The sequence below is a fragment of the Alteromonas sp. KC3 genome, from assembly GCF_016756315.1.
Classification (GTDB): domain Bacteria; phylum Pseudomonadota; class Gammaproteobacteria; order Enterobacterales; family Alteromonadaceae; genus Alteromonas.
On record NZ_AP024235.1, the window covers coordinates 1,419,170 to 1,443,452 of the forward strand.

Annotated in this window: 30 protein-coding genes and 4 tRNA genes; 25 read left to right on the forward strand and 9 right to left on the reverse strand. The window is 44.1% G+C overall.

The annotated features are described in order from the left end of the window. Positions 1-184 precede the first annotated feature (184 nt). On the forward strand, positions 185-466 hold the full coding sequence (locus tag JN178_RS06275) for an EF-hand domain-containing protein (protein WP_201283703.1): 282 nt from the start codon (positions 185-187) through the stop codon (positions 464-466). Here the strand turns inward: JN178_RS06275 and JN178_RS20145 are convergent. Then, positions 455-631 (reverse strand): hypothetical protein, encoded by a 177-nt coding sequence (locus JN178_RS20145; protein ID WP_232369708.1) that lies wholly within the window; start codon positions 629-631, stop codon positions 455-457. The two genes, JN178_RS06275 and JN178_RS20145, sit on opposite strands and share 12 nt — an antisense overlap. On the opposite strand from JN178_RS20145, the gene JN178_RS06280 reads away from it, so the two are divergent. From JN178_RS06280 to JN178_RS06290, 3 genes are read left to right on the forward strand one after another with little or no spacing between them, the layout of a single operon-like run. Next, positions 622-1,905 (forward strand): sensor histidine kinase, encoded by a 1,284-nt coding sequence (locus tag JN178_RS06280; protein ID WP_226432768.1) that lies wholly within the window; start codon positions 622-624, stop codon positions 1,903-1,905. The genes JN178_RS20145 and JN178_RS06280 overlap by 10 nt on opposite strands. Before the next feature lie 2 nt (positions 1,906-1,907). Next, positions 1,908-2,492: a hypothetical protein gene (locus JN178_RS06285; protein ID WP_202264533.1), complete on the forward strand. Its 585-nt coding sequence runs from the start codon at positions 1,908-1,910 to the stop codon at positions 2,490-2,492. After that, positions 2,489-3,829, forward strand: coding sequence for a sigma 54-interacting transcriptional regulator (locus JN178_RS06290; protein WP_202264535.1), 1,341 nt, complete (start codon positions 2,489-2,491; stop codon positions 3,827-3,829). The genes JN178_RS06285 and JN178_RS06290 overlap by 4 nt, the downstream gene beginning before the upstream one ends. A 76-nt stretch (positions 3,830-3,905) precedes the next feature. Here JN178_RS06290 and JN178_RS06295 read toward each other — a convergent pair whose 3' ends face one another. Then, complete coding sequence (locus tag JN178_RS06295) at positions 3,906-4,805, reverse strand: DUF72 domain-containing protein (RefSeq protein ID WP_232369709.1); 900 nt, start codon at positions 4,803-4,805, stop codon at positions 3,906-3,908. Positions 4,806-5,005: 200 nt separating this feature from the next. On the opposite strand from JN178_RS06295, the gene aspS reads away from it, so the two are divergent. From aspS to JN178_RS06385, 17 genes are all read left to right on the forward strand, one after another. After that, the gene (gene aspS / locus JN178_RS06300; protein WP_202264537.1) at positions 5,006-6,766 is read left to right on the forward strand and encodes an aspartate--tRNA ligase; all 1,761 of its coding nucleotides are present in this window, start codon (positions 5,006-5,008) and stop codon (positions 6,764-6,766) included. 3 nt (positions 6,767-6,769) lie between these two features. Beyond that, a complete protein-coding gene (gene nudB / locus JN178_RS06305; protein WP_202264539.1) occupies positions 6,770-7,210 on the forward strand; it encodes a dihydroneopterin triphosphate diphosphatase in 441 nt (146 codons plus the stop codon). Continuing rightward, positions 7,210-7,728 carry a crossover junction endodeoxyribonuclease RuvC gene (gene ruvC, locus JN178_RS06310; protein ID WP_159623077.1) on the forward strand — a complete coding sequence of 173 codons (519 nt, stop codon included), beginning with the start codon at positions 7,210-7,212 and terminating at the stop codon, positions 7,726-7,728. Before nudB ends, ruvC begins: the two co-directional genes overlap by 1 nt. A gap of 110 nt (positions 7,729-7,838) precedes the next feature. Next, positions 7,839-8,459, forward strand: a complete 621-nt coding sequence (ruvA, locus tag JN178_RS06315) for a Holliday junction branch migration protein RuvA (protein ID WP_159623075.1) — start codon at positions 7,839-7,841, stop codon at positions 8,457-8,459. Positions 8,460-8,528: 69 nt separating this feature from the next. Further along, positions 8,529-9,533 (forward strand): Holliday junction branch migration DNA helicase RuvB, encoded by a 1,005-nt coding sequence (gene ruvB, locus JN178_RS06320; protein WP_159623073.1) that lies wholly within the window; start codon positions 8,529-8,531, stop codon positions 9,531-9,533. 404 nt (positions 9,534-9,937) lie between these two features. Further along, positions 9,938-10,336, forward strand: coding sequence for a tol-pal system-associated acyl-CoA thioesterase (ybgC, locus tag JN178_RS06325; RefSeq protein ID WP_159623071.1), 399 nt, complete (start codon positions 9,938-9,940; stop codon positions 10,334-10,336). After that, the gene (gene tolQ, locus JN178_RS06330; RefSeq protein ID WP_202264541.1) at positions 10,326-11,015 is read left to right on the forward strand and encodes a protein TolQ; all 690 of its coding nucleotides are present in this window, start codon (positions 10,326-10,328) and stop codon (positions 11,013-11,015) included. Before ybgC ends, tolQ begins: the two co-directional genes overlap by 11 nt. Before the next feature lie 30 nt (positions 11,016-11,045). After that, positions 11,046-11,465, forward strand: a complete 420-nt coding sequence (tolR, locus tag JN178_RS06335) for a protein TolR (RefSeq protein ID WP_202264543.1) — start codon at positions 11,046-11,048, stop codon at positions 11,463-11,465. A gap of 7 nt (positions 11,466-11,472) precedes the next feature. Next, the gene (gene tolA, locus JN178_RS06340; protein WP_232369710.1) at positions 11,473-12,303 is read left to right on the forward strand and encodes a cell envelope integrity protein TolA; all 831 of its coding nucleotides are present in this window, start codon (positions 11,473-11,475) and stop codon (positions 12,301-12,303) included. A 4-nt stretch (positions 12,304-12,307) separates the two neighbouring features. Then, on the forward strand, positions 12,308-13,663 hold the full coding sequence (tolB, locus tag JN178_RS06345; RefSeq protein ID WP_159623063.1) for a Tol-Pal system beta propeller repeat protein TolB: 1,356 nt from the start codon (positions 12,308-12,310) through the stop codon (positions 13,661-13,663). 40 nt (positions 13,664-13,703) lie between these two features. Next, positions 13,704-14,270: a peptidoglycan-associated lipoprotein Pal gene (gene pal / locus JN178_RS06350; protein WP_202264545.1), complete on the forward strand. Its 567-nt coding sequence runs from the start codon at positions 13,704-13,706 to the stop codon at positions 14,268-14,270. Next, positions 14,270-15,061: a tol-pal system protein YbgF gene (gene ybgF, locus JN178_RS06355; protein ID WP_202264547.1), complete on the forward strand. Its 792-nt coding sequence runs from the start codon at positions 14,270-14,272 to the stop codon at positions 15,059-15,061. Before pal ends, ybgF begins: the two co-directional genes overlap by 1 nt. A 292-nt stretch (positions 15,062-15,353) precedes the next feature. Further along, positions 15,354-15,429 (forward strand) — tRNA-Lys (locus tag JN178_RS06360). Positions 15,430-15,453: 24 nt separating this feature from the next. Continuing rightward, a tRNA-Lys gene (locus JN178_RS06365) sits at positions 15,454-15,529 on the forward strand. 38 nt (positions 15,530-15,567) lie between these two features. Next, a tRNA-Lys gene (locus JN178_RS06370) sits at positions 15,568-15,643 on the forward strand. Between the two features lie 465 nt (positions 15,644-16,108). Next, positions 16,109-17,164, forward strand: coding sequence for a quinolinate synthase NadA (gene nadA / locus JN178_RS06380; protein ID WP_159623047.1), 1,056 nt, complete (start codon positions 16,109-16,111; stop codon positions 17,162-17,164). Between the two features lie 109 nt (positions 17,165-17,273). Continuing rightward, a tRNA-Ser gene (locus JN178_RS06385) sits at positions 17,274-17,364 on the forward strand. A gap of 116 nt (positions 17,365-17,480) precedes the next feature. Here the strand turns inward: JN178_RS06385 and JN178_RS06390 are convergent. The 3 genes from JN178_RS06390 to JN178_RS06400 form a co-directional block, all read right to left on the reverse strand. Continuing rightward, positions 17,481-17,999, reverse strand: a complete 519-nt coding sequence (locus JN178_RS06390) for an adenylate kinase (protein WP_202264549.1) — start codon at positions 17,997-17,999, stop codon at positions 17,481-17,483. Positions 18,000-18,113: 114 nt separating this feature from the next. After that, positions 18,114-18,605 carry a DoxX family protein gene (locus tag JN178_RS06395; protein ID WP_202264551.1) on the reverse strand — a complete coding sequence of 164 codons (492 nt, stop codon included), beginning with the start codon at positions 18,603-18,605 and terminating at the stop codon, positions 18,114-18,116. 80 nt (positions 18,606-18,685) lie between these two features. Further along, on the reverse strand, positions 18,686-19,264 hold the full coding sequence (locus tag JN178_RS06400; RefSeq protein ID WP_202264553.1) for a TetR/AcrR family transcriptional regulator: 579 nt from the start codon (positions 19,262-19,264) through the stop codon (positions 18,686-18,688). Between the two features lie 192 nt (positions 19,265-19,456). Here JN178_RS06400 and JN178_RS06405 point away from each other — a divergent pair, with 192 nt between their 5' ends. Beyond that, entirely contained in the window at positions 19,457-19,858 is a 402-nt protein-coding gene (locus JN178_RS06405; RefSeq protein WP_202264562.1) for a YybH family protein, read from the forward strand. A 135-nt stretch (positions 19,859-19,993) separates the two neighbouring features. After that, positions 19,994-20,434 carry an acyltransferase gene (locus JN178_RS06410; protein WP_202264564.1) on the forward strand — a complete coding sequence of 147 codons (441 nt, stop codon included), beginning with the start codon at positions 19,994-19,996 and terminating at the stop codon, positions 20,432-20,434. Positions 20,435-20,601: 167 nt separating this feature from the next. Here the strand turns inward: JN178_RS06410 and JN178_RS06415 are convergent, their stop codons facing one another. Together JN178_RS06415 and JN178_RS06420 are read right to left on the reverse strand one after the other, a co-directional pair. After that, positions 20,602-20,823, reverse strand: a complete 222-nt coding sequence (locus JN178_RS06415) for a hypothetical protein (protein ID WP_202264566.1) — start codon at positions 20,821-20,823, stop codon at positions 20,602-20,604. A gap of 1 nt (position 20,824) precedes the next feature. Beyond that, entirely contained in the window at positions 20,825-21,061 is a 237-nt protein-coding gene (locus JN178_RS06420) for a hypothetical protein (protein ID WP_202264568.1), read from the reverse strand. 162 nt (positions 21,062-21,223) lie between these two features. On the opposite strand from JN178_RS06420, the gene JN178_RS06425 reads away from it, so the two are divergent. Next, on the forward strand, positions 21,224-21,592 hold the full coding sequence (locus tag JN178_RS06425) for a GntR family transcriptional regulator (RefSeq protein ID WP_202264570.1): 369 nt from the start codon (positions 21,224-21,226) through the stop codon (positions 21,590-21,592). A 122-nt stretch (positions 21,593-21,714) separates the two neighbouring features. Further along, positions 21,715-22,449: a hypothetical protein gene (locus JN178_RS06430; RefSeq protein ID WP_202264572.1), complete on the forward strand. Its 735-nt coding sequence runs from the start codon at positions 21,715-21,717 to the stop codon at positions 22,447-22,449. Between the two features lie 59 nt (positions 22,450-22,508). On the opposite strand, the gene JN178_RS06435 is transcribed toward JN178_RS06430, so the two are convergent. Next, entirely contained in the window at positions 22,509-23,378 is an 870-nt protein-coding gene (locus JN178_RS06435) for a LysR family transcriptional regulator (RefSeq protein ID WP_202264574.1), read from the reverse strand. Between the two features lie 66 nt (positions 23,379-23,444). After that, entirely contained in the window at positions 23,445-24,080 is a 636-nt protein-coding gene (locus JN178_RS06440; protein ID WP_202264576.1) for a DUF4386 domain-containing protein, read from the reverse strand. Positions 24,081-24,283: the final 203 nt, after the last annotated feature.

The following is a 24,283-nucleotide window of genomic DNA, read 5'->3' on the forward strand; positions in this document are numbered from 1 at the left end:
CATGCTTCTGTTGGCTGAAAGTGACTCTGCATAGTTAAATTTCAAATGTCATTGAAAATAATGGATTTTTCACATGTGGTCCAAATTTGGCATAGTCAGAATTAAAGGCATAGCCATCGGATATAGTCTGAAATGTAATGGAAAGGGTATAGCAAAAGGATTTGAGGGCATGTGAGGAGGATTCATGATGAAACGTCTCGAAAAAGTTTTTTTAGCACTGTGCGCAGTAGCAGCAGTACAAGCAATATCAGTGGCTGATGCGCACGCATCGGCTGCGACCAATTTGATGCAGAAACTAGATACCAATAAGGATGGACTAATTTCGCTGAAAGAAGCGGTGCGACACACCGAGTTGTTGCGTAATTTTGGTCTTATTGATGACAATGAGGACGGCAAACTCTCAGAGTCTGAAATGGCTAAAAGCGAACTCACTCCTGGAAATGCTAGTGTGGCGTCAAACAATTAGAGGATAAGGTTCTGATACATAAGTTTTCATTTGGCGAGCGTTTGGTTCAGCTGGGATCGCTACGGCAATTAACACTAGGTAGTTTTGTCTTGGCGTTAATACCGTTAATTGCGCTGTTGTGGCAAAGTCAGAGTGACCTTGCCAAAGTGGGTCAAATGACCACATTAGAAACACGTTTCGTTGTAGATGTTGTCGGTGATATGCAACGTCTTGATAATGCTGTTGTTGACGTAGAGCGCAGTATCAGACAATTTGCTGTGCTGCGAAACGAGCAGGTGGCGACCTTATCTGATAGTGCGATAGAGCAATTTACGCTCGCGGCTGATAACTTGTGTCAGGCGCTGGCTGCGCCGCCAAGCTGTCGTCGGCTTTCAGAGCAAATTAGTCAATTGGCTGAGTACCGGACAATTGAAGACCAATTACTTCTAAACGCTTATTTGGCGTCTGTGGCAAGTAGCGTTGACCAGTTGAGGGCTGATGTCGAGTCAGCGATAAGTAAACGCGTTCAGCTTCAACAAGACGACTTAAATGCTATGCAAGCAAAGCAAGCGTGGTCTACTGCAATGTTAGTCAGTGTGTCTTTGCTCCTCATTTTGCTAGGCAGTCAGCTTATTGTAAATCCGGTCAATAATCTTAAGAAAATTATTCGTATTGTGGCTCACAGCGATGGGCAATTGCCGCCGTTGTCGCGACAAGCACCAAAGGAGTTAATCGACGTAGAAAAAGACTTGCACTGGCTGTACGAAAGGCTGCAACAACTAGAGCATATTCGAACGGCGCTGTTGCGACACGCTGCACATGAGCTTAAAACGCCCCTAGCGAGTATCAAAGAGGGGTGTAGTTTGCTGTCTGAAAACGTTGTGGGTGAGTTAAATAATAGTCAACGAGAGGTGCTGTCGTTGCTAACTGCTAGTACACAACGATTAAATACCTTGGTTGAAAAGCTACTCGATTACAATCTACTTCTTCAGCAAGCGCAACCTAAGATGGTAAAAAGTAACCCCAAAGTCTTAGCTGACGCTTGTTTAGAAGATTACGCACTCGCGATTCAAGATAGAGAGGTCGATCTTAACGTTGAACCAGCAGAGATAACCATTGATGAGGAATTATTCCGTCGCATATTAGATAATCTCGTGTCCAATGCAGTTGCGCATGGCGCGGTGGGACGGCCAATTAACATTCATATTTACAATGCAAATGATAATGTGATCCTCGACGTGGCAAACCGCGGTAAGCGAATTGCACCTGAGTCAGTAAAAACATTATTTGAGCCTTTCATCCGTGGCACCGAACCAAGAAATGATAACGTCATTGGTACGGGACTAGGGCTGTCAATAGTGGCAGATTGTGCCCGTTTAATGCACGGTGAAGTGCAAGTGGTCGATGTAGACTACGCTGACGTTTGCTTTAGAGTGACAATCCCTCAACAGGAAATATAACAATGAGAACAGTAGGCTTAGTTGCCGCCCTGATGGTATTGACAGGATGTCAAATGCTTAAGGGCAATAAAGAAGATGCTGCGCCGTTAGCGTCAGTTAACGCGAAACCTAAAATTACCCAAGATTTTTGTTTTTATGATCAAGCACCAGAATTATTTGAGCACAATTGCGACCCGTCGTACTGGTTAAATTTGTGGTTAGAGGCGGGAAGTACCAATTGGAGTGAACGAAAGGCGGCGGTGAAAGCGCTAGGCACAACCGAATTTGATGTGCTAACTGCATATATCTACACCTTGCCAAACGATACGCCATATCAAGATCGTCTAAGAGCTCAACTGGCTTTGAATGAAGTGGCTGGGGAGTTTACGCCACTGGCTCAACAGGTTGTATCCACCGTTGCAGGTGCGCAGAACAATCAACAAATGGAACTTGAGTCTGCACTTGTTGTATTGGAAAAAGAAAATACCTCTCGTGCGCAGCAACTTGAAGCGCTTAAAAGCGAAACGGACACGCTAAGAAAAAAACTAGAAGAACTGTTGCAAATTGAAGCAACACTGATGGACAAAAATAGGAGTACACAACAATGAGCGAGCAAGCCGGCACTAACCCAAACTTATTGTTGGTAGATGACGACAAGAGCCTATTGAGACTATTGACTATACGCTTGGAAGGCGAAGGTTATACTGTGACGGCAGTAGAAGATGGTCAGTCAGCATTGAGAAAACTGCAGAACGACAATTACGATGTTGTGCTAAGCGATTTGCGCATGCCAGGTTTAGACGGCCTAAGTCTATTTGAAGAAATCATGGGTATTCGCAAAGATATTCCTGTCATCCTTATGACTGCTCACGGCACAATTGCAGATGCTGTAGCGGCAACCCAGCGCGGTGTATTTGGTTTTCTTCCTAAACCTGTTGATCATGATGAGCTTAGAGCATTGTTGCAAAAAGCGCTGAGTCAGTCACAAGCGGCACAACCAGGAGACTGGGCAAAAGATATTATTACTCGTTCCCCCGAAATGCTGAACGTATTAGATCAGGCCTACCGTATTGCCCAGCGCGAAGTGTCGATACTAATCAGCGGTGCAAGCGGAACAGGTAAAGAACTTTTAGCTAACGCCATTCACAAAGCAAGTAACAGAAGTGATAAACCTTTTGTTGCGATCAACTGTGGCGCCTTGCCCGAGAACTTACTTGAATCTGAGTTATTTGGTCACGCAAAAGGCGCGTTTACGGGCGCGGTTGCTGCGCATCCTGGATTGTTCAGAGAGGCCGACGGCGGCACGCTATTTTTAGATGAAATTGGCGATATGCCAATGACACTTCAAGTTAAGTTACTTCGTGCGCTTCAGGAGCGCCAAATTCGCCCTGTCGGAAGCAGTAAGCATGTGGACATCGATGTTCGTATCATTTCGGCAACCCATAAAGATTTGCACAAAGAAATGGAAGAGGGAACGTTTCGTGAAGATCTCTACTACCGTCTCAATGTGGTAAACCTCAAACTTCCATCGTTGAAGTCGAGAAGTGAAGATATTCCGCTATTAGCCCGCTCATTATTACAGCAAAGTGCGCAGCGCCATGGTGTGAACGTAAGCCAGTTTTCTGACGACGCTATGCAGCAACTCGTTACCTCTTCTTGGCCGGGTAATGTACGTCAGTTAGTTAACGTAGTAGAGCAATGCGTAGCGTTAACACAAACGCCGGTAATTCCGCTTCACCTTGTTGAGCAAGCGCTGTCTGCAACCAAGCAAAGTTGGCCAACACTCACAGAAGCGCGCGATGCTTTTGAGCAGCAGTACCTGCATAAACTGTTAAAAATGACAGATGGAAATGTTACACGTGCTGCAGAGCTTGCAGGTAGAAACCGCACCGATATGCATAAGCTGATGAAAAAACACGAGCTTGATGCCGCTGACTTCAGATAGAAATAGGCAAGTCAAAAAAGTAAGAAAAACGCATCACTTTTTGTGATGCGTTTTTCTTTGTTCCTTAAATGCTTAGCTAGAACAACGCATCCTGCTCAGGTTGATGCTTAATCGCAAGGTTATTAAGCAGATGAACGGTTTCGTTTTCGTTGTATAAATCAATAAACTGCTGGGCTAACCAAGGGGCGTCTTTATTGTCTGGTCGATGGCAAAAGAAATATACGTCTTTACCTTCATTTTGCCATTGTTTCACTTTTTTCACCCATGGCAGTAAGCAGCGCCTGTTGTCGTCATCCACGTCATTGCCCACAAAGCGTACAATAGGTGTATCACCTGTAGCGATAACATTTACAGGTACACGGGGCTTTTTCTCTCTGACGTCTTCTAGCATGGCACGTCTACTTGTTCCTCCTGCATCCACAGGCCCAGTAAAGAGCGCTCGGGTGTCCATAATGACTCTATTTGCACCGCGGCTGATCAAAAGCTGATTAAGCGCCTTTTCCTCGTCACCCTTAGCGAAAAAGGCTAAATGCCGTACTTCCACTGCGACGTTTAATTCTTGGGGCAGTGCTGCTAAAAACGTATCTAAATCGGGCAGCTTTTCTGGCCCAAATGAAGCGGGCAGTTGAAGCATCATTACCCCTAGCTTTTCTTTCAAAGGGCTTAACAAGGAAAGCTGTTGAGCAACCTCTTCGTCACAGTGTTTTAACTGATGTACATGGGTAATATTCTGGTGGAATTTAAAAGCAAACCGAAAGTGTTCGGGCACTGAATCACGCCATCTCGTTACAGCGTCCTGGTGAGGAAGAGAATAAAACGTAGTATTACCCTCAACCGTATTACATTCCTTAGCATACACAGACAAACCATTATCTGACTTGGGATAATTAGCAAACCACGTCTTTGGCCAATAGCTATGTTGCCACATGGGTAATCCAATATAGATATTTCCGCGAGATAAGGCCGATTTATGCATATTTGTCATTGGGCTTTAGGAAGCATTTGTTTATACTATGCGGCCTTTAAATCATTACATTATGCATGTAGTGGGCAGGCCAGTTAATTGGTCAGCAAGTTTACGCGAATTTAGTCAATCTAATAAGCCCTAAACAATGCTCAAATAAGCGCCACTTACACTCCATGCGAAGCAAGAAAATATATCAGGGGTCAAGGACCATGCGCACAGATTACTGTGGGAATATCGATTCATCATACATTGGACAAGAAGTCACCCTTTGCGGGTGGGTTAACAAGCGTCGCGACTTAGGCGGTGTAATTTTCATCGACTTACGCGACCGCGAAGGTATCGTGCAAGTGGTATTCGACCCAGACCTGCCAGAGGTGTTATCTGTTGCTAACACGTTGCGTAGCGAATTCTGCGTGAAGCTAACAGGTAAAGTGCGTGCACGTCCTGAAGGTCAGGTAAACAAAGATATGCGTACCGGTGAAATCGAAATTCTTGGTACTGGTCTTGAAGTGATCAATAAATCTGACGTACTTCCACTTGATTGGAACCAAGAGAACTCAGAAGAGCAACGCCTGCGTTATCGCTACCTTGACCTTCGCCGTCCAGTCATGAGCCAGCGTCTGCAGTTCCGTGCAAAAGTTACTGGGGCAGTACGTCGCTTTTTAGAAGATGAAGGTTTCCTTGATATCGAAACGCCTATTCTTACCAAGGCAACGCCTGAAGGTGCACGTGACTACTTAGTGCCAAGCCGTACTCACAAAGGTGAGTTTTTCGCGCTTCCACAGTCACCGCAGCTATTTAAGCAGCTTCTGATGATGTCGGGTATGGACCGCTATTATCAAATCGTAAAATGTTTCCGCGACGAAGACTTACGTGCAGACCGTCAGCCTGAATTTACTCAAATCGATATTGAAACTACGTTCCTTGATGCCGATGGCGTAATGTCAATTACTGAGCGTATGATCCGCGACTTGTTCAACAAAATGCTAGACGTTGAACTTGGCGATTTCCCTCGTATGACTTACAAAGAAGCGATGACTCGCTTTGGTAGCGACAAGCCAGACTTGCGTAACCCATTAGAGCTTACCGATGTCGCTGACCTTTTAGCGAACGTTGACTTTAAAGTATTCAGTGGCCCAGCGAACGATCCGAAAGGCCGTGTAGCTGCTATCCGCGTACCAGGCGGTGCGTCACTCTCGCGTAAGCAAATTGATGAATATACCAAGTTTGTTGGTATTTACGGCGCCAAGGGTCTAGCGTGGATTAAAGTGAACGATGCGCAAGCAGGGCTTGAAGGTTTACAGTCGCCAATTCTTAAATTCCTAACAGAAGATATCACTAATGCGATGCTTGAGCGCACTGGCGCACAAACAGGCGATATTCTATTGTTCGGTGCAGACAGCTACACGGTAGTTACTGAAGCAATGGGCGCACTCCGTCTTAAGTTAGGCGAAGATTTCGAACTGCTAGAAGGTGACTGGAAGCCTCTTTGGGTTGTTGATTTCCCAATGTTCGAAGAGTTTGATGGCCAGCTTCACGCTATTCACCACCCATTCACTGCACCTCGCGGATTAACGCCAGATGAGCTTAAAGCGAATCCTGCTGAAGCATTGTCTGACGCTTACGATATGGTACTAAACGGTGTTGAATTAGGTGGTGGTTCTGTTCGTATTCACAATGAAGATATGCAGTCTACGGTATTCAACATTCTTGGTATCGACGATGAGGAAGCGAAGAACAAGTTTGGCTTCTTGCTAGATGCATTGCGTTTTGGTGCGCCTCCTCATGCAGGTCTTGCGTTTGGTTTAGACCGTCTAGTTATGCTTATGACAGGCGCAACGTCAATTCGCGATGTAATGGCATTCCCGAAAACGACGACTGCAGCTTGCCCATTAACGTCTGCGCCTAGCCCTGCTAACCCTCAACAGCTTGAAGAGTTAGCCATTGCGACGGTGAAGAAACAGTCGTAATTTATGGCGTATAAGAAGCCTGAATCTGCACTGGTGGTGTTGTATGACCAACACCACCAAGTGTTGCTACTGCAACGGCAAGATGATCCCACTTTTTGGCAGTCGGTAACTGGCGCGTTAGAAGAGGGGGAGTTGCCAATTGAGACCGCATATCGTGAGGTAGCAGAGGAAATTGGCATCGACGCTAAAGCGCATGGCTTTGTGGTCAATGACCATAAAAAGCAGAATCAATACGAAATCCGTAGTCGCTGGCTACATCGTTACCCTCCCGGCACGATTTACAATACCGAGCATGTTTTTTCCCTTCAAATAGATAGTGAAATTCCGTTGGCGCTAACTGAACATTTACAGTACCAATGGGTGTCTAAAGACGAAGCGCTAGATAGGCTTTGGTCGCCGTCAAACAAAGAAGCAGTATCTTTGTTTGTACCGAGTATGCGTTAATGGTTATACTGGGTATAGATCCAGGTTCTAGGATCACAGGCTACGGTTTAATTGCTCGTAAGCAAGGTAAATTAGTTTACGTTGCAAGTGGTTGTATTCGCGTTGGCACAGCCGAGTTACCGGCACGACTAGCCAATATTTACACTGGAATTGGCGATATCATTCGTCAATACAACCCATCACAATTTGCTATTGAGCAGGTTTTTATGGCGAAAAACCCTGACTCAGCGCTAAAACTCGGGCAAGCAAGAGGGGCAGCTATTGTTGCGGCAACGCAGGCAGCGCTTCCGGTGGCTGAGTACAGCGCCAGACAAATTAAACAAGCCGTGGTGGGCAAAGGCAGTGCCGATAAATCGCAAGTTCAGCACATGGTTAAGCATTTACTGAATTTAAGCGGTACTCCACAAGCTGATGCTGCCGATGCACTCGCCGTTGCGCTGTGTCATGCGCATACCGAGCAAAGCTTAATAAATATGGCTGGGCAAGCGCGCAAAACAGTGCGCGGACGCTTGCGTTAATCTTATTTTCCTAGAACCCGTCTTCACAATACTGGGGTGTAACTACGCGTAATGTCGCTCGACCGATAGTACGTAAAGCACCGAAAAATGAGTTTATAAAGAGACAGCACATGATTGGACGAATTCGCGGTACGTTGGCTGAAAAACAGCCTCCAGAAATTCTTGTAGATGTGGCTGGCGTTGGTTATGAAATTCATATGCCGATGACAAGCTTCTATCAATTGCCAGCAGTGGGCGAAGAAGTCATTGTTTACACACACTTTGTCGTGCGAGAAGACGCCCAATTGTTATTTGGCTTTGCTGATAAGATGGAACGAGGCCTGTTTAGAGAGTTAATTAAGGCCAATGGCGTTGGACCAAAGCTGGGTTTGGCAATTCTGTCGGGTATGTCTGCATCACAATTTTTAGCGAGTGTACAAAACGAAGATGTTTCGGCACTGGTTAGTTTACCAGGTATAGGTAAGAAAACGGCAGAACGATTAGTGGTTGAACTGAAAGACAGGCTGGCCAAATTTGGCAAAGCGCAGAGTATTGCCGTGCCTCCCCCCAGTGGTGATTTATTGTCTGCGAATACCATCGTTGCAGTCAATGATGCTAGAGAAGAAGCACAAAGTGCATTAATTGCATTAGGCTATAAGCCTGCACAGGCAAGTAAATTGGTCGATAGTGTGTACAATGATGGTATGGAAAGCGAAGCGCTTATTCGCGAGGCGCTCAAAGCAGCCCTTTAACGCATAGTACAAAAGTGTGCTAGCTGGTGATATGCAGTTGCACAAAGTATTGTTTTAAGTAGATATATTATGATTGAAGCAGACAGACTGATTACGCCAGATGCAAATACGGAAGACGAGGTAATCGACCGCGCTATTCGCCCCAAAATGTTAGCGGATTACACGGGGCAGCCTCACGTGTGCGAGCAAATGGAGATTTTTATTCAGGCTGCCCGTAATCGCGATGATGCGCTAGACCACTTGCTTATCTTTGGCCCTCCTGGTCTGGGTAAGACAACACTCGCTAATATTGTTGCCAATGAAATGGGCGTTAATATTAAAACCACATCAGGCCCGGTATTGGAAAAAGCGGGTGACTTGGCAGCATTGCTGACCAACCTTGAGCGCAACGATGTGTTGTTTATTGATGAAATTCATCGTTTAAGCCCTGTCGTGGAAGAAATTCTCTACCCTGCTATGGAAGACTATCAACTGGACATAATGATAGGCGAAGGGCCCGCTGCCCGTTCGATAAAGCTTGATTTACCGCCTTTTACGCTAATTGGTGCAACAACCCGAGCAGGCTCACTCACATCACCGTTACGCGACAGGTTTGGTATTGTACAACGACTAGAGTTTTACTCCGTAAAAGATCTCACAAGCATTGTGGCTCGCAGTGCCAGTTTTCTGAATCTTGATATGAGTGAAGACGGCGCACAAGAGGTAGCGCGTCGCTCTAGAGGTACGCCTCGAATTGCTAATAGACTTTTGCGTCGTGTACGTGATTACGCTGAAATAAAAGCTGACGGAACGGTAGGCGCTGACATTGCAGCGAAAGCATTGGATATGCTTGATGTAGATAAAGAGGGCTTCGACTACATGGACCGTAAGTTGCTTACTGCTATTATCGAGAAATTTGATGGTGGTCCAGTGGGGCTTGATAATCTAGCGGCAGCAATTGGCGAGGAAAAAGAAACGATAGAAGATGTGATCGAGCCGTTTCTTATTCAGCAAGGCTTCTTACAACGCACTCCGCGCGGACGTATCGTGTCTAACCGCGCCTACCTACACTTTGGTTTTACGCCATCAAAATAAATAACGCAATGCTAGGCGAGTATGATGTTGCGTCTAGCGAGAAACAGGCAAAAAAAAAGCCCGCTCAGAGAGCGGGCTAAAACAACAAGTGTTGAAGGAAATAAATCCAGGGAACTCATGTCTAACAGGAGAATGTCTCTTGCATGACCGTGCTTCGCACCATCACGCTCTGTATGACTGATGCTGTGCATTATAGAGTGACCTGAAAAAACCACAATTGAGTAAAATTGTTCTTTCGCATTAAAAAAACTAATGTGTTAAAAGTATGTTTACCAATGGTATAATTTTGATTAAAAGTCCGCTTTCATGGGCTTTGAGGGCTAAAGTGGTACTGCATTTTATCGTATTATCTAGGCCGTTTAACGGTAACTTGGATTAATAATTTTCTTGGTAAGGGAATAGTTATGCATCTACATCAGGTAAGAGTGTATTACGAAGACACCGACGCAGGTGGAATTGTGTACTACGCCAACTACCTAAAATTCATGGAGCGTGCGCGAACAGAGTGGTTACGCGGGCTTGGATTCGAACAAGACACATTAATGGAACAATCTGTCGCTTTTGTCGTCAAACGCGTTGAGATGCATAACTATGCGCCAGCGCGATTTAACCAACTGTTGAGTATTGAGTCTCACGTTGTAGAATTGAAAGGCGCTAGTATGACGTTTCAACAAATCATAAAAAATGAACAGGGCAGTAAATTGGTATCTGGAGATATTCAAGTTGCCTGTGTCGATTTGGCGACCATGAAGCCAAAACGACTACCACGTACTTTGTTAGGGGAAATTTCGCGTGTCATCTGATCTTACATTTATTGGCTTGTTTCTACAGGCAAGTTTTATTGTTCAACTGGTAATGTTGTTACTACTGAGCGTGTCTGTTGCATCATGGACATTCATCTTTCAGCGCAGCAAAGCGCTGTCGGCAGCGCGCACAGAGATGCGCCAGTTTGAAGATAAGTTCTGGTCGGGTGCCGATCTCAATCGTCTTTATCAAGAGTTATCTGCTCGAACTAACCTAACTGGAATGGCGAGTATATTCTGTGCAGGTTTTAAAGAGTTCGTTCGCTTGCGTAAATCTAATACCGCGACCAATGGTATTGTGGATGGCACATACCGCGCTATGCGTGTGTCTATGTCACGTCAAGTTGAAGAGCTTGAAAGCCGCTTACCCTTCCTTGCGACAGCAGGCTCAATTAGCCCTTACATCGGACTATTTGGAACCGTGTGGGGCATTATGAATGCTTTTATTGCGCTAGGTGAAGTACAGCAAGCAACGTTAGCAATGGTTGCACCGGGTATTGCCGAAGCGCTTATTGCCACTGCAATCGGTCTATTTGCGGCTATTCCTGCGGTTATAGCGTACAACCGTTTTAGTCACCAAGTAGAGAAGCTTGAAAATAGCTATGGAAACTTTATGGAAGAATTCTCAGCCATTCTTCATCGCCAAGCGGTTGCTGCGCAAGCACAACAACAAGCCTAAGCGTCTACATCACGAAGCGGAGGACTTGTTATGTACGTAAGAAAACGTCGCCGACCGGTATCTGAAATTAATGTTGTGCCATACATCGACGTGATGCTGGTGCTGCTTATTATCTTTATGGTAACGGCTCCCCTTATCTCTCAAGGGGTTAAAGTAGACTTGCCGAAAGCGAGTGCTAACCCTATTGAGCAAGACGATAACCCACCTATTATTGCGTCAGTAGACGTAAAGGGGCGCTATTTCTTGAATGTCGGTAATGATCAAGAGTCACCAATTAGTAAAGATGAGTTGGGTGCAATTGTGAAAGCGCAACTAACCAAAGAGCCAAATACGCCTGTGGTTGTTAAAGGCGATGGTCAAGTGGCCTACAATGAAGTCATTCAGCTCATGGTTCTTTTGCAACAAGCCGGTGTGCCCTCAGTAGGCCTAATGACTGATCCGGTCGAGTAACCAGGAGATGGCGAAGCCTGAAATGTCGACAACGACAGTTAAAAAAAACTCGAGCAAGATAAGCCCTGAACAACTTGGTTTGTACAAGTCATTGGGCTTGCATGCTGTTATGGCGGCACTGTTGCTAATTAGCGTCAGTTTTTCGCCTGATCCATTACCCAGCCTTCCAAATAATGCGCCGGTTATTGAAGCTACGTTTATTGATGCTCAAGCCATTGCGGATCAAAAGCGTGCGCAAGCACAGGCAGAGGCGCAAGCTCGCGCCGAAGAACAAGAGCGCCAACGAAAAGCACAAGCAGCGGCTGAGAAAAAACGCCAGCAAGCCCTTGCTGCAAAGCGTGCAAGGGAGAAACGAGAAGCTGAAGCTGCAGAAGCAAAACGCCAGAAAGAACTCGAACGACTTGCTGCACAGAAAGAGCAAGAGCGTAAAGAGCGTGAGGCGCAAGCAAAGGCGGAGGCTGAACGAAAGAAAAAAGAAGCCGCTGAGCGCGCAGAAATGGAAAGGATAATGCAAGAGCAATTAGCACAGGAGCGTGCTGCGCAGCAAGAGAGGCGCAGAAAGCAGGTGCTAACTGAAGTTGAGCGATATACTGCACTTATCCAACAAACTATTAAACGCAATTTATATTCGGATGATAGTTTTGAAGGCAAAACATGCCGATTGAATATCCGGCTAGCGACAACAGGATTTGTGACGAGCATTCGGGTACTAGGTGGTAATGAGGCCTTGTGTCGAGCCGCTGAAACAGCGGTACGACGTGCAGAGAAATTGCCAGTGTCAGAAGCGCCGGATGTGTACGAACAACTTAAAGACATTACGTTAAAAGTGGAATTATAGTGGTATGAAAAAATTAGGATTATGGATAGCGCTTATTACCGTGGCTTTCAGTGCCAAAGTATTTGCTTCCTTAGAAATTGTGATTACCGAAGGTGTCGACAGTGCACGCCCTATCGGTGTTGTACCATTTAAATGGAAAGGGCAGGGCGCCATGCCTGGTGACATCTCGAAAGTGATTATGGCTGACCTGATGCGCAGTGGTAAATTTAACCCTGTAGCGGTTGATAAAATGCCACAGTACCCTGAAACCGCTGATGAGGTAAGCTACACCGCGTGGGCAACGCTGGGTGTCGATACTGTGTTAGTGGGGAGTATTGAAGAGCAGGGTGCAAATCGATATTTGGTAACCTATCAATTAATAGACATATTGAAAGGCCAGCTTGATGGCGGCCAGTCAAAAGTACTTAAAGATGGTGTATTGGTTACCAGCAATGACCATGTAATTGTGGCGCGCCAAGCTGCGATTAACGGTAATGACTTTCGTCAGTACGCACACCGCATTAGCGATATTGTTTATGAAAAACTAACAGGCGTGCGCGGAGCGTTTCTTACCAAAATCGCCTATGTGATCGTGCGCGACAGAGACACAGTAGAAAAACCATATCAGTTGGTGATTGCCGATTATGACGGCGAGAACGAAACTCGATTGCTATCGTCGCCTGAGCCGTTGATGTCGCCTGTATGGTCTCCTGACGGTGAAAGGCTTGCATACGTTAGCTTTGAAAATCGCCGTCCGCAGATATACATTCAAAACATCTATACCAGTGAGCGTGAGCGTATTACGGACTTCCCTGGAATAAACAGTAGTCCAGTGTTTTCACCAGATGGCAAGCAACTTGCAATGGTTCTGTCGAAAGATGGTAATCCAGAGCTGTATGTGATGGATCTGGCGACCAAAAACTTGCGCCGTATCACCCGTAATAGAGCGATTGATACAGAGCCTTCATGGCTTCCAGACGGCAGTGGTTTAATATTTAGCTCTGAACGGGGTGGTAAACCCCAGATATATAGCGTAAATTTAAATTCTGGGAAAGTAAGGCGAGTTACCTTTGTAGGTGAACAGAACCTTGGCGGTACAATTTCTCCAGACGGCAAGCAGATGATTATGGTTAACCAGACAAATGGTAACTATCATATTGCTAAGCAGTCTTTAGATGGCGGTTCACCACAAGTACTGACACGGACGTACTTAGATGAGTCACCAAGTGTAGCGCCGAATGGAAGCATGATAATATATAGCACCCTGCATGAAGGCACCCAAGTGTTGTCACTGGTATCTCTTGATGGGCGCTTTAAAGCTAGGTTACCAGCAGCCAATGGGCAAGTTAAATCGCCGAGTTGGTCACCATTTTTGTTCTAACAATTTAACGACTAAACAATAAAATTTAAGGATTAGTAGGATGCAAATGAATAAAGTGATGAAAAGCTTCATTATCGCCTTGCCAGTAGTGACAATGATGGCATGTTCGTCAGGCCCTAGCGAAGAAGAGTTAGCAGCAGAACGCAACCGTCTTGCACAAGAGCAAGCAGCAGCCGAAGCAGAAGCACGTGAAGCAGAAGCTCAGCGCGTTGAAGCTGAAGCCGCTCAGCGCATGAAGCGTCAAGAAGAGATGGTTCAACAAGAAATGGAAGCGTTGAAAAACGAACAGACCGTTTACTTTGACTTCGACCGTTCAAGCATTAAGCCTGAATTCCAACGTATTCTTGACAAGCACGCTGCATTCTTGGTGAAAAACCCAAGCATGAAAGTAACTATCGAAGGTCACACTGACAGCCGTGGTACGCCTGAGTACAACATTGCACTGGGTGAGCGTCGTGCTCAATCTGTTGAAACTTATCTGCTTAACGCAGGCGTAAGCAGCAGCCAAGTATCTGTTGTATCTTACGGTGAAGAAAAGCCAGCTGTGATGGGTTCTACTGAGTATGCATTTGCTCAAAACCGTCGCGGAGTGGTTGTATACCGCTAATGATTATTCTAGCGAATAAAACATTAAAACTGGGCGTCACGTTAAGTGCCGCCCTTGCTGTTTCTACTGCATTTGCACAGGCCCCTGTGGTTAACGCTAATGGCGGCGGTGAACTAGAACAGCGTATAGCAGTACTGGAACGCATAGTAAAAAGTCGTACTGAAATGCAACATCGCTTGCAAACTCAGTTAGACAACATGCAGATGGAAGTTGACCAGCTGCGTGGTGCTGTTGAAGTGAATACCAATGAACTTCAAAAAGTGTTGGAACGTCAGCGTGAACTGTATCTAGAAATAGACAAGCGTGTAGAGGCGTTAAAGCAGGGTGGAGCGCTACAAGGTAATGCAATGCCAAGCGCGGATGTAGAAACCCCAATTTCAAGCACACCTGCTGTAACCACACCACAAGCGCCACAAGCAGGTGAGGATGAAGCGTACGAAAATGCGGTGAATCTTATTCTGAAGTCGCGTGAGTACGACAAAGCCATTCCTGCATTTCAGTCGTTTATTCAGCGCTTTCCTAATAGCAGTTACGCACCAAATGCGCACTACTGGCTAGGGCAGTTGTTGTTTAATCAACAAAATTGGAGTGAAGCGAGTGAACAATTTAATATTGTTGCTAATCGTTTCTCAGATTCTGCAAAACGACCCGATGCATTGCTTAAGCTTGGTGTGATTGCAGAACGTACAGGAGACGCTTCTTCGGCTCGCCAATTACTGCAACAAGTTATCAATGAATATCCAAATTCCTCGGCAAAACGCCTAGCAGAATCTCGATTAAATAACTTGTAGTGAACAAAGCCTCTTTTAAAGAGGCTTTTTTGTGTCTTTCTGAAAATAAATTTTTATAAAATGAGAGACAGACTGCACAATTCTTCTGCACTTATTTTTGTGTGCTCACGTACAAAATCTACTAAACTCAATATCCATTGGTATAAATACCCAGCGAATTGTTTTCATTTTGACCGTTTAGTCGTAATTTGACAGAAAAATGAAAATAAAAGGACGTTATGGGTTGCGTCAGAAAAAAATCTGAGTATTATATGCCGCCGTTGCCAAGACACAGGCAACAACAGGAAAGAAAGGGTCGTTAGCTCAGTTGGTAGAGCAGTTGACTTTTAATCAATTGGTCGCTGGTTCGAATCCAGCACGACCCACCACTTTCTCTCCTAGCATCAAATGATGGGTCGTTAGCTCAGTTGGTAGAGCAGTTGACTTTTAATCAATTGGTCGCTGGTTCGAATCCAGCACGACCCACCATCATTTGAAATGCGCAACACATCTTAGTGTCACTTGATGGGTCGTTAGCTCAGTTGGTAGAGCAGTTGACTTTTAATCAATTGGTCGCTGGTTCGAATCCAGCACGACCCACCATCAAGCTAAACACCAAATACTCCACAACACACAAAACATCCTTCAACGTAAAATTAGGATTTGAACCAGCGAAGCTGGTCGACAAAACTCGCGCAGCGATTTTGAACGTGCTTTAGCACGGCCCGAAGGGCGAGGAACGCAGTGACGAGTAATCCAGCACGACCCACCATCAAGCTAAAAACCAAATAATCCCCAACACGCAAAACATCCTTCAACGTAAAATTAGGATTTGAACCAGCGAAGCTGGTCGACAAAACTCGCGCAGCGATTTTGAACGTGCTTTCACGTTTGCCCTTTGATCTTCTCTTCTTGTCCCCATGTACTTTATTTCAAGCACTTAGCAAAAGCGTTTAATAGTAAGCATGATTACGACTATTTTATTACGCTATTGTTGTCTATGGAGTGTGTAATTTTTATGACAGTTGGGTATAATCCGCACCCTTGTCGCAACAGAGATGTAGGTTAATGTCAGTAGCATTTCGAGTGGATCAGGTAGAGTACCCGTTCCCTGCAAAACCACAGCCATTATCAGAAGCACGTAAAGCTGAGTTGAAGGCTGAAATTAAAGCCTTGTTAAAAGCCCGCAATGCGGTGCTAGTAGCACACTATTACACCGACCATGAAATTCAAGCGCTAGCTGAAGAAACAGGTGGTTGTGTTGCAGACTCGCTAGAAATGGCGCGCTTTGGTCGCGATGCGCAAGAACAAACATTAATTGTTGCTGGCGTGCGTTTCATGGGCGAAACAGCAAAAATACTTAGCCCCGAAAAAACCGTGCTTATGCCAACACTGGAAGCAACCTGTTCGTTAGACATTGGCTGTCCGGTAAAAGAATTCAGCGAATTCTGTGACCAGCATCCAGATCATACTGTTGTTGTTTATGCGAACACATCAGCTGCCGTTAAAGCGCGTGCAGATTGGGTGGTTACCTCTAGCATTGCATTAGAGATTGTTGAGCACCTAGATAGCCAAGGCAAAAAAATTATTTGGGGGCCAGATCGTCACTTAGGCTCTTATATCGCCAAGCAAACCGGCGCAGACATGTTGATGTGGCAAGGTGAATGTATTGTGCATGACGAGTTCTCTGCACAAAAACTGGCTGACATGAAAGCATTGTACCCTAACGCTGCAGTATTGGTTCACCCAGAGTCACCTGCAAGTGTAGTTGATATGGCTGATGCGGTTGGCTCTACGAGCCAGCTTATCAAAGCGTCTCAAACTATGGACAACGACACCTTTATCGTCGCTACTGATAAAGGTATCTTTTACAAGATGCAACAACTTACTCCTGAGAAGACCTTTATTGAGGCTCCAACGGGCGGTAACGGCGCTACGTGTAAAAGCTGTGCTCACTGCCCTTGGATGGCAATGAACGGCTTAGAGGCGATTAAGGCGTCTTTGACGGGCGAAAGTGAAGGGCATGAAATCTTTGTGGACGATGAGCTTCGAAAAGGTGCACTTATACCCCTTGATCGCATGTTAGATTTTTCTGCCGAGCTAAAAGCAAAAGGCGGCTTGTAAAACAGCGCGTTTTATAAGCACTTGCTCACTAATTTTTAGCAAGTTCTTGATTAAGCGCGCGGCATTACCTACTATACGCGCGCTCAAGGGAAACCTTGATACCAAATTTGGAGAGATGGCTGAGTGGCTGAAGGCGCACGCCTGGAAAGTGTGTATACGTTTATAGCGTATCGAGGGTTCGAATCCCTCTCTCTCCGCCAAATACAAAAGAACCGGCTTTTGCCGGTTTTTTTGTATTTGCTGGGATGTGACGGATGAGAATCCAAGTACAGGGGTCGACAAGTTGCGACTTGTCCGCGAGGCCCTAAAGCATTTTTCACATGCTATTTGCAAAGCGCTTTAATTCTCTCAATGAGCGTATCACGAACACATTTTTTTCGTCTTTTCGGCTCTCAATAGAGTGCAAAAACTTATCATTCCAAAACAAAGGGCAGAGCCGCAACGTCTTAAAAGACTTCACAGTACCATCAAGAACCGAACTGTTTTTTGGCCAACCCTCAGGCTTCTTATATATACTTTTCAACAAGCGTTTTATAACAAGCCAGTAAGTTACAGGGTAAGATAAATCTATATATACAAGCGTGTCGGCAGCAGCGATACGTTGGTAAAACGAATCTAATGAATTGAGCGGTCCGAAACCTTCAATTATCCATTCAGGAGACGAAATAATTTCAGAATGCATTGTCTCATAAGAGCTTCGCTCAATTTCCTTTCCAGAGCTTTCATACAGTATTGAGTCTATAGAATATTTCTTAATTCCAGTAGCCAAGGATAGGCGATGGCTCAATGTAGATTTACCGTTTGCAGGCTTTCCAAATACCGCTATTTTCTTCATTGTTTGCTGCCAGTGTGGTGTTAGTTAGTTTTCAATAAAGCAATAGTCTCGAGAGCATTTCGTATAGCGTGAGCTGGTTTCGCAAGCCCTCGACTCTGTATGCTTCTCATCCACTCAGTAACTTTCTGGGGTCGAACTGTTTCGACCTTTTGTCTTTTCAAGGCATAGAAAATAAGCCCAGCCAATTAAAATGAGCTGAAGTGGAGTTCGAATCAACAAATAGATTGCACCCCATTGGTGTCCACCAAGACCTGTTGCATTTAGCGCTGCGTAAATATTTGCGGGGAAGAAAATGATAAAGATAGCAATAGCGGACTTAGCAGCAATGTTCTGCAGTTTAGGAACAAAAAGCGCTAAACCCACGGCTAACTCCAAAGCACCCGTGAGGTAGATTAGTAACAGTCGAAAAGGTACCCATGGAGGGAGCATCTCAACCATCCCTTCTGTTTTAACAATGTGCCCTATTGAGAAAAAGATAAAAGCAATACCTAATCCCCAAAGGGCATATTTCCTCTTATCAAGTGACGACCCATTCAACTTAGAAGCCAAAAAGGCCAACGTTAATGGGAGAGTTAGTAAAGCAAGTATAATGATTGGCGTTGTCATATCAAAAGTCCGTCATGTTACCCAGTAAATTGTGTTTCGTTAACTTGTCCAGAGCTAGGACAACAAGTTGCATCTAGAGATCAAAGGATCTTCTTTAAACCAAAAAGATAGAGCTCTTCTAATTCGGACCTGTCAGCGCCAGCGCGCGCGCGTAAGCTGAGCGTTTGCATCAAGCCTTGCAGTAGTTGGGCGTTGAGCGTGTTTTGCTCGTCTTCACCGCAAACATCTAACCTAGCTTTTAACAGCGCATCAATCTTACTCATGATGCCCTTGTAAAAATGATGAACATTACCGTTCTCGGCGCTCTCAGCGGGCATAGTACTTGTCGCCATACAGCCAAGATTGTCACTGCAATAGAAATCCAACAGACAATCAAAAAATCGTTTAAAGGCATCCTCTACTTGCTCATGCTCAAGTGCTTGAGCAAGTGGCGCTGATATTTTGTCGAAGTAGTGCTCAACAGACTGAATAAAGATTGCCTCTTTGTTGCCAAACGCGTTGTACATGCTTGGTCTGTTGATACCCATAGCTTTTGCGAGGTCGTCAAGAGAAGTAGCTGAATACCCCTTCAACATAAATAGACTCACAGCTCCGTCTAGCGCCTTATGCTTATCAAATTTTCTTGGGCGCCCTCGCGCTTTTGATTTTTCTGTTTGCATAAATGTTCTTGCAATATTCTGACTTAAACTTATTATATGCGAAACGGTACAAAAATAAAGTAATTTTGTGAAACTCCATTAAGGCATGAGAGATTAATGCTTCCATGTTTTTGTTATATAAAGGCTTAATAGGTATTTAACGATGCGCCTGACGCCATAAGGTGCCCACGATTTATAGATAGGAAATGTGAAATGTTGAAAAAAAATCAAAATACGGTGGAGCAACAAATAGAGATTGCAGACAGAGCTATCATGGAAAAAGACTATGACATGTTAATGTCAATCTATACTGATGATGCTGTACTGGTTGTAGAGCCAGGCAGAAATGCACGAGGAAAAGATCAGATCAGAAATGCTTTTGTAAAAATAAGCGAGTTTTTTGATAACGGCTTGCGCGTAGAGCAAGACGGGTTAAAGGTTTTAGAATCAGGCGACACTGCACTAGTTTTGGCAAACATGGTTGTTTCTGGTCCAGACTTTCCCGCGGTTACGCGCAAAGCCACTTACGTGTTCAAGAAGTCAGAAGATGGAGTTTGGCTATGTACCATCGATAACTCATATGGGCATGAAATTATTGGTAAGGCAATTGCCTAAAGCGCACTTCGCAATTGAATTATTTAAAAGGCGTGAACAGGCTAGCGTTAATATTGATATTGGGGAAACTCGTTAAGCTATGCCTTTGTTTCGCCCACTTACATTAAAAAGCGCTAGCTTGATAGAGTTGATGATATGCGTAAAACAATCTCTTTGTCTCAGTACGTAAAAAAAAGAAACGGCGTTTCTCTTGGCGCAAAGCGCTCGATGAGAAAGATGCTGTATCGCTCTTTCGGTGCTAAGTCTTTTTCTGAGTTTTGGTACTATTGGAACCCGATTTGGAGTTTTTACCTTGCCAAATTCGTATTAAGGCCTGTAAAAAAGCACACATCTGCTTGGATTGCTATTTTGGCAACTTTTTCGATAAGCGGTTTATTGCATGATTTAGCCATATCATTATTCTACATGGACACTTATGTGTTTTTTACCCCGTGGTTCGCCTTAATGGGCTTGCTGGTTTTGTTAACGCAAAAGTACTCTGTTTCATTTTCGTCCTACCAATGGTTTGTTAGAGCACTAGCAAACAGTATTTTCATTATTTTTAGTTTTAGTATTGTTCGGTTGCTCTCGTTTTAACATTAACACAAAGACGCAGAGCTATTTCGGAATAAAGTTAGAGTTAGGTGGTAAGCGACGTTGAGTTTCTTCTACTCCTCTTGTATGTCACATTCATTCTCATGAATAATTGATGTCATTGCTTACTGGGCAGACACATTAAAGTTCGAACCCACCCAGAAGGCTTTTTATTGTTTCTCTGCGGTAACCTTAAGCACCCAGTCGCCGATGATTTCTAATACTTTCGGTGACACGGTCTCTTCAATCTTGGCATATTCCGTCATAAAGCCGGTATTGGCTTGTTGAAATAGATGGTTTACTCCAGCTATTTCTTCAACCCGATGAAGAGGGTGTTCATGTAAAAGCATGATTAACAAGACTAGCGTCAAAAGTGCTTTTACTGATTTCATGCTAGTGCTCCCCATTTTCGTCGAACTTTGCATTGACGGAACAAGAATGCCTTGTGTGACAACCCATTGAATTCGGTCTAAATAAATAGTGATAAGTAATGTACCAACCGCCTATTGCAAAAATAAACGCAGTAGAGGCGAAGTCTTTGTCTTTTGATAAATAAGCGATAAGTAGAATTAGCCCTGCCCAAACAACACTAAAGCCAATGGATTTTCTATTTTCTTTAAAACACTTCATGACGCTGATCCTTATAATAGAGTTTGTTGTACTATTGGTTCGTGTAGTACAAGTAATACATTACGTTTAATTGTACTACTAAGTCAAGTGGTACATGTTTGAAAGTTATTGTATGATGCAGGAATGAAGCAAGTGTGGGGATGAAATGAGGTATTGAGTGCGATGAATATAGTCATTGATGTAGAGAGCGATACGCCGATATTTACTCAATTGGTAGAGCAGGTTAAGCAAGGAGTAGCGACTAAAGCGCTCAAGCCAGGCGCGCCTTTGCCTTCAATTCGCAAACTTGCAAATGACCTAGGCATAAACCCTAATACAGTGTCTAAAGCTTACAAACTATTAGAAAGAGACAGCGTTATAGCTGGCAAAGGATACCGAGGGACCTTTATTCATGAAAACGCGTTAGAGTTTTGCGAGACAGATCTCAACGCGACAGCACTAAGTTTAATGGTAGAAAATGTAAGACAATTACGAGAACTCGGATTGACTGATTCTGAAATACGAAATGCTTTTGCGTCAGCCATGAAATAGTTGGAGAGAAGACATTGAATTTCATTAATGAGTTATCTGAAACAATCCTCAACTTTGTATTTCTATTTCAGCTCTTTTTTATTTCCATTTATGTATCAAGAGCTTGGCGCGAGAGTAGGCGAGTGCTACTAACAAAGTACCCACAGTCTGTATTTCCAAATTTATACGCGAGGGATGAGGTAACCGAGAATAAACGGTTGATGGTAAGGAAATGGCTAGACTATGCGATATTTGTAATAGGGTTAGCGGTTTTGCTTTATTTACAAATTACGGCAGAAAGTCCAAATAATGTAGCTGATTACATGCTATTGGTCGCACTGCTTCAGCTCAGCCCAATGTTTGTTTCTGCCTATTGGTGTAATCAAAATAGCCGATTGATATCAAATCGTTACCCCAAAAAGAGACGCACAGCTCAATTAACAAATTACACATTGTTTGATTTCATATCATTGCGCACATTGATTTTCACGTTAGCAGTTTACTTTTTTTCAGTTGGGCTGGTTGTTTACATGTATTTTTTTGCAAAGCCTGGGGAGCTTAAGTCTGTATATTTGATAGGTCTTAGTACTGCGGTTACCTTATACATCTTTTGCCTAGTGTGCGTTCTTATATTCGGCAAGAAAAAAGACCACTTTATTGAGCAACAAGAAAGAATGCTCAAATTATCAGATAAGATAAGTGCTTTGATGGCATCTCTCGGTGCGTACACTTGCTTCGTAGTAACTGTTCTTCTATTTGACTTGATGAATCTAAACCAAAGTACTGTCAGCATTGTCGCGAGTATCTTTGCGCAAGCAATTGTGTTTACCACACGCAATCAATATTACCCAATTAACCCCAGCGTATACAAAGAATAAGGTTAGGCATTGCAGTTGTAAAAGTAACCGAAACGAGTAGTGAAGTGGACAGATTGGAATCAGCGACTAAGTCGCTGTGCTAAAAAGTCATATACAAAGCGTATGCGTTTGTTGTGGCGGAGCTCTGAGTGACAGACCAACCAAGTATCGTATTCGTAGATTGAGTAATCCTGAGTGAACGCAAATTCTAGCTCGTCAATTTCTGAACCGAGATAGGCGGGCAGTAGTACTAGCCCAAGCCCTTGTTTAGCCAACTCAATTTGACTAAGTTGACAGTCACTTAAACAAACGTAGTCAAGGCTTTCTTCAGCGATACCACTGTTGTGCAATAGTTGAGTTGTGTAGTCAGTTTCAAGAAAGCCTATAATCGGAATCTGCTTTTCATCATCCTTTGAGTTTCTAAGAGCACTACAAAGACTGGCAGTGCCAAACAGATTAACGTGCATTTCACCAAGTTTACGAATGATGAGTGTTTCTTCATCAGGTCTATAGTGTCGAATTGCGATATCAGCATCGCGGTGTATAAGATCGGTGCGGCTATTCGATACTTTTAGTTTTATCTGCAAAGATGGTTCAATCGTTCTGAGCTCAGCAATTAGCGATGGCAAATTAAACACTGCGTCGATTTGGCTTACAGCAATAGTCACTATGCCAGAATGAGATTCTGTCGCCCCTTGGGCAATAAGAATAGTGTCATTCGCTAATTTCTCCATGCCTTGTAAGGCCTCGACAACGCGCTCTCCCTGAGGAGTTAGAATTAAGCCATTCTTGTAACGCTCGAATAGCACAATTCCAAGACTTTTCTCCAACGCTGCTATACGGCGTCCAACGGTAGGTTGACTGGCATGAAGTTGTTTGGCAGCCGCAGTTAAAGAGCCTGTTTCTGCGGTTCTAAGAAAGGCTTTGGCGTCATTCCAATCGAAATCCATTACGCTTCTCTACGTATTGCAAAAAACTAGTATACATGTTTGGACAGTCATTCCACACCAACTCGCTCATTGAGCCACTTTTGATTGAGTACCTTGTTTGATAAACCACACGGCAAGTGAAAACTCGCCAACGACTGTTGGAATTGCAACGAAAAGAAGTAAAGAGAAAGCATAATCAGAGTAAGCAGAAAATGTCAGATGTAATATGGTATCAATAAAATACGCTAATCCACCAAGGAACAGAAAGCTTCGAATGCTGGTGGGGGCGGGTACAATCATTGAAAGTAATATCAAGTGAATACCAAAAAATGCGAGGCCTAACATCCAGATAGAGTTGAAGCGATTTATACCGTCTAAGATAAGCCCCTCAGAATGGAAAGAAAGACTGTTAACGAGTGAAACAGTAGCTACCGCAAGAAAAAGGGCGTGTATTAAGCGAAAAAGTGTACTAGCGATGGTGAGTGAATTGGGCTTGAACAATGTATATAGCGTACATGCAACGATAACGTCAAAAAGGACGGTAAGCATTAGTGCTGCTATACCGCGCTCGACGATATTTGATTGACTAAATACTACTTCTAAAGGGGCGTTCTTTATCGCTTCAATAACAAAAAAGTTTGCGTAGATAGCTAAAAAGAAAATAACGAAATAACTCACACCAGAGGTTAGAAACATGCGCTTTTCGTTTTGTTTTTTAGTCATATGCCCTAAACCCTTAAACAAATTTGAATCGCTGCCTACAAGAGCGCAAACAGCACTAACATCATTACAATTTGCATCATCAAAAAAACTATTACTGCTAGGCCGCTCAAATTTCGAATTGCTTGCTTGATTTCCTTTTTGCTTATCATTGTTATCCTTAGTGAGTCATTGATAGGCCTCTTATCGTTCTGTATGTTGAAGGT

Coding starts and splice junctions, on each gene's coding strand:
- nudB (WP_202264539.1), top strand. CDS start 6,770: ATGGCGTATAAGAAGCCTGAATCTGCACTGGTGGTGTTGTATGACCAA.
- JN178_RS06400 (WP_202264553.1), bottom strand. CDS start 19,264: ATGCAAACAGAAAAATCAAAAGCGCGAGGGCGCCCAAGAAAATTTGAT.
- JN178_RS06280 (WP_226432768.1), top strand. CDS start 622: ATGACCACATTAGAAACACGTTTCGTTGTAGATGTTGTCGGTGATATG.
- nadA (WP_159623047.1), top strand. CDS start 16,109: ATGTCAGTAGCATTTCGAGTGGATCAGGTAGAGTACCCGTTCCCTGCA.
- tolR (WP_202264543.1), top strand. CDS start 11,046: ATGTACGTAAGAAAACGTCGCCGACCGGTATCTGAAATTAATGTTGTG.
- JN178_RS06275 (WP_201283703.1), top strand. CDS start 185: ATGATGAAACGTCTCGAAAAAGTTTTTTTAGCACTGTGCGCAGTAGCA.
- JN178_RS06405 (WP_202264562.1), top strand. CDS start 19,457: ATGTTGAAAAAAAATCAAAATACGGTGGAGCAACAAATAGAGATTGCA.
- tolB (WP_159623063.1), top strand. CDS start 12,308: ATGAAAAAATTAGGATTATGGATAGCGCTTATTACCGTGGCTTTCAGT.
- ruvA (WP_159623075.1), top strand. CDS start 7,839: ATGATTGGACGAATTCGCGGTACGTTGGCTGAAAAACAGCCTCCAGAA.
- JN178_RS06395 (WP_202264551.1), bottom strand. CDS start 18,605: ATGACAACGCCAATCATTATACTTGCTTTACTAACTCTCCCATTAACG.
- JN178_RS06295 (WP_232369709.1), bottom strand. CDS start 4,805: ATGCATAAATCGGCCTTATCTCGCGGAAATATCTATATTGGATTACCC.
- JN178_RS06425 (WP_202264570.1), top strand. CDS start 21,224: ATGAATATAGTCATTGATGTAGAGAGCGATACGCCGATATTTACTCAA.
- tolA (WP_232369710.1), top strand. CDS start 11,473: ATGGCGAAGCCTGAAATGTCGACAACGACAGTTAAAAAAAACTCGAGC.
- ruvC (WP_159623077.1), top strand. CDS start 7,210: ATGGTTATACTGGGTATAGATCCAGGTTCTAGGATCACAGGCTACGGT.
- JN178_RS06440 (WP_202264576.1), bottom strand. CDS start 24,080: ATGACTAAAAAACAAAACGAAAAGCGCATGTTTCTAACCTCTGGTGTG.
- JN178_RS20145 (WP_232369708.1), bottom strand. CDS start 631: ATGTGGTCATTTGACCCACTTTGGCAAGGTCACTCTGACTTTGCCACA.
- ruvB (WP_159623073.1), top strand. CDS start 8,529: ATGATTGAAGCAGACAGACTGATTACGCCAGATGCAAATACGGAAGAC.
- JN178_RS06285 (WP_202264533.1), top strand. CDS start 1,908: ATGAGAACAGTAGGCTTAGTTGCCGCCCTGATGGTATTGACAGGATGT.
- ybgC (WP_159623071.1), top strand. CDS start 9,938: ATGCATCTACATCAGGTAAGAGTGTATTACGAAGACACCGACGCAGGT.
- pal (WP_202264545.1), top strand. CDS start 13,704: ATGCAAATGAATAAAGTGATGAAAAGCTTCATTATCGCCTTGCCAGTA.
- JN178_RS06410 (WP_202264564.1), top strand. CDS start 19,994: ATGCGTAAAACAATCTCTTTGTCTCAGTACGTAAAAAAAAGAAACGGC.
- JN178_RS06435 (WP_202264574.1), bottom strand. CDS start 23,378: ATGGATTTCGATTGGAATGACGCCAAAGCCTTTCTTAGAACCGCAGAA.
- JN178_RS06390 (WP_202264549.1), bottom strand. CDS start 17,999: ATGAAGAAAATAGCGGTATTTGGAAAGCCTGCAAACGGTAAATCTACA.
- JN178_RS06290 (WP_202264535.1), top strand. CDS start 2,489: ATGAGCGAGCAAGCCGGCACTAACCCAAACTTATTGTTGGTAGATGAC.
- aspS (WP_202264537.1), top strand. CDS start 5,006: ATGCGCACAGATTACTGTGGGAATATCGATTCATCATACATTGGACAA.
- JN178_RS06415 (WP_202264566.1), bottom strand. CDS start 20,823: ATGAAATCAGTAAAAGCACTTTTGACGCTAGTCTTGTTAATCATGCTT.
- ybgF (WP_202264547.1), top strand. CDS start 14,270: ATGATTATTCTAGCGAATAAAACATTAAAACTGGGCGTCACGTTAAGT.
- JN178_RS06420 (WP_202264568.1), bottom strand. CDS start 21,061: ATGAAGTGTTTTAAAGAAAATAGAAAATCCATTGGCTTTAGTGTTGTT.